This is a genomic window from Mycobacterium sp. GA-1199 (genome assembly GCF_001500045.1).
Classification (GTDB): Bacteria; Actinomycetota; Actinomycetes; order Mycobacteriales; family Mycobacteriaceae; genus Mycobacterium.
Window position 1 is genome coordinate 1 of the sequence record NZ_LQIX01000038.1, and the last position, 1,952, is coordinate 1,952.

At 63.7% G+C, this 1,952-nt stretch carries 1 protein-coding gene; it reads left to right on the forward strand.

The genetic code is table 11. The features are described 5' to 3' along the window. Positions 1-1,952 (forward strand): condensation domain-containing protein (locus AU198_RS19550; RefSeq protein ID WP_156431679.1); only part of this gene is annotated, 1,952 nt, incomplete at both ends.

Below are 1,952 nucleotides of genomic sequence, written 5' to 3' on the forward strand. Positions count from 1 at the left end.
TATAGCGATGTCGATCGGTATCGTGCTCCGGGCACGCCGACTGAGGAGATTCTGGCCGGCATTTTCGCCGAGGTGTTGGGTGTGGAGCGGGTCGGCGTGGATGAGTCGTTCTTCGAGTTGGGTGGTGACTCGCTTCTGGCGATGCGGGCGGTCGCCGCGGTCAATACGAGCTTGGACTCCGGGCTTTCGTTACGTGCGGTGTTTGAAGCGCCCACTGTGGCCCAGTTGGCGTCTCGAATCGGCGAGGGAGACGGGCTAGAGCCGTTGGTTGCCGGCCCGCGTCCTGCGGTGGTGCCGTTGTCGTTTGCGCAGAACCGGTTGTGGTTCTTGGATCAGTTGCAGGGCCCGTCTGCGGTTTACAACTTGGCGGTGGCGGTGCTTTTGGATGGTCGCTTGGACGCCGAAGCGTTGGGTGCGGCTGTTGTTGATGTGGTGGGCCGTCATGAGAGTTTGCGCACGTTGGTTGTGGCCCCGGGCGGGGTGCCCGAGCAGTTGGTGGTGCCTGCGGAGCGGGTAGATGTGGGTTGGCAGGTCGTTGATGCCGCCGGTTGGTCGCAAAGCCGGGTGGAGGAGGCCGTCGAGGCGGTGGCGCGTCGCCCGTTTGATCTGGCCACTGAGATCCCTTTGCGGGCAGCGCTTTTCGGGCTTGGCGAGGATGAGCACGTGTTGGTGGCGGTGGTGCATCATATCGCTGCTGATGGCTGGTCGATCGCTCCGTTGATGGGTGATTTGAGTGCGGCGTATGCCGCGCGGTGCGTGGGGCGGGCCCCGGAGTGGGTGCCGTTGCCGGTGCAGTATGTCGATTACGCGTTGTGGCAGCGCGCGCAGTTGGGTGATCTCGATGATCCCGATAGCCGCATTGCTGCGCAGTTGGCGTATTGGCAGGACGCGTTGGCCGATATGCCCGAGCGGGTGCAGTTGCCTACTGATCGGCCGTATCCGCCGGTGGCCGATTATCGCGGGGCCAAGGTGGCGGTGCAGTGGCCGGCGCATGTGCAGCAGGGCGTTTCTCGGCTCGCTGGTGAGCACGGTGCGACCAGTTTCATGGTGATGCAGGCGGCTTTGGCGGTGTTGTTGGCCAAGTTGAGTGCGAGTTCTGATGTGGCGGTGGGGTTCCCGATCGCGGGGCGGCGTGACCGGGCGCTCGATGAGTTGGTGGGTTTTTTCGTCAACACGTTGGTGTTGCGGGTCGACCTGGCCGGCGATCCGACGGTAGGCGAGTTGCTGGGGCAGGTGCGTGCGCGCAGTCTGGCCGCCTTTGAGCATCAGGATGTGCCGTTCGAGGTGTTGGTGGAGCGGCTCAACCCCGTTCGTTCGCTCAACCATCACCCATTGGTGCAGGTGCTGTTGGCGTGGCAGAACAATGCCGCTGGTGATCTGAGGCTTGGTGATGTGCAGGTCACTCCGATGCCGGCTGACACCCACACCGCTCGTGTTGATTTGACGTTCTCGTTGGGTGAGCAGTGGAGCGAGGCCGGCCAGCCTGCCGGTATCGGGGGGGATGTCGAGTTCCGCACCGATGTGTTCGATGCGTCCAGCATCGAAGCGTTTGTTGAGCGGTTGCAGCGGGTGGTGGTGGCGCTTTGTGCTGATCCGTCCCGGCGGTTGTCGTCGATCGATGTGCTCGATGAGCGTGAACACGTTGCGTTGCAGGCGTGGGGCAATCGGGCAGCGTTGAGCGTGCCGGAGGCCTCGTCGTTATCGATTCCGGCGTTGTTCGCCGCCCAGGTGGCTCGCGCTTCAGAGGCAGTGGCGATCACGTACGGCGCTCGTTCGTGGACCTACCGCGAACTCGATGAGGCCGCCAACCGCATGGCACATTTTTTGACCGGTCACGGGGTGGGACCTGGACAACGGGTGGCACTGCTGTTGAAACGCTCGCCCGAAGCCGTGGTGTCCATCCTTGCCGTGCTCAAAACCGGGGCGGCCTATGTGCCGATCGACCCCGCGCA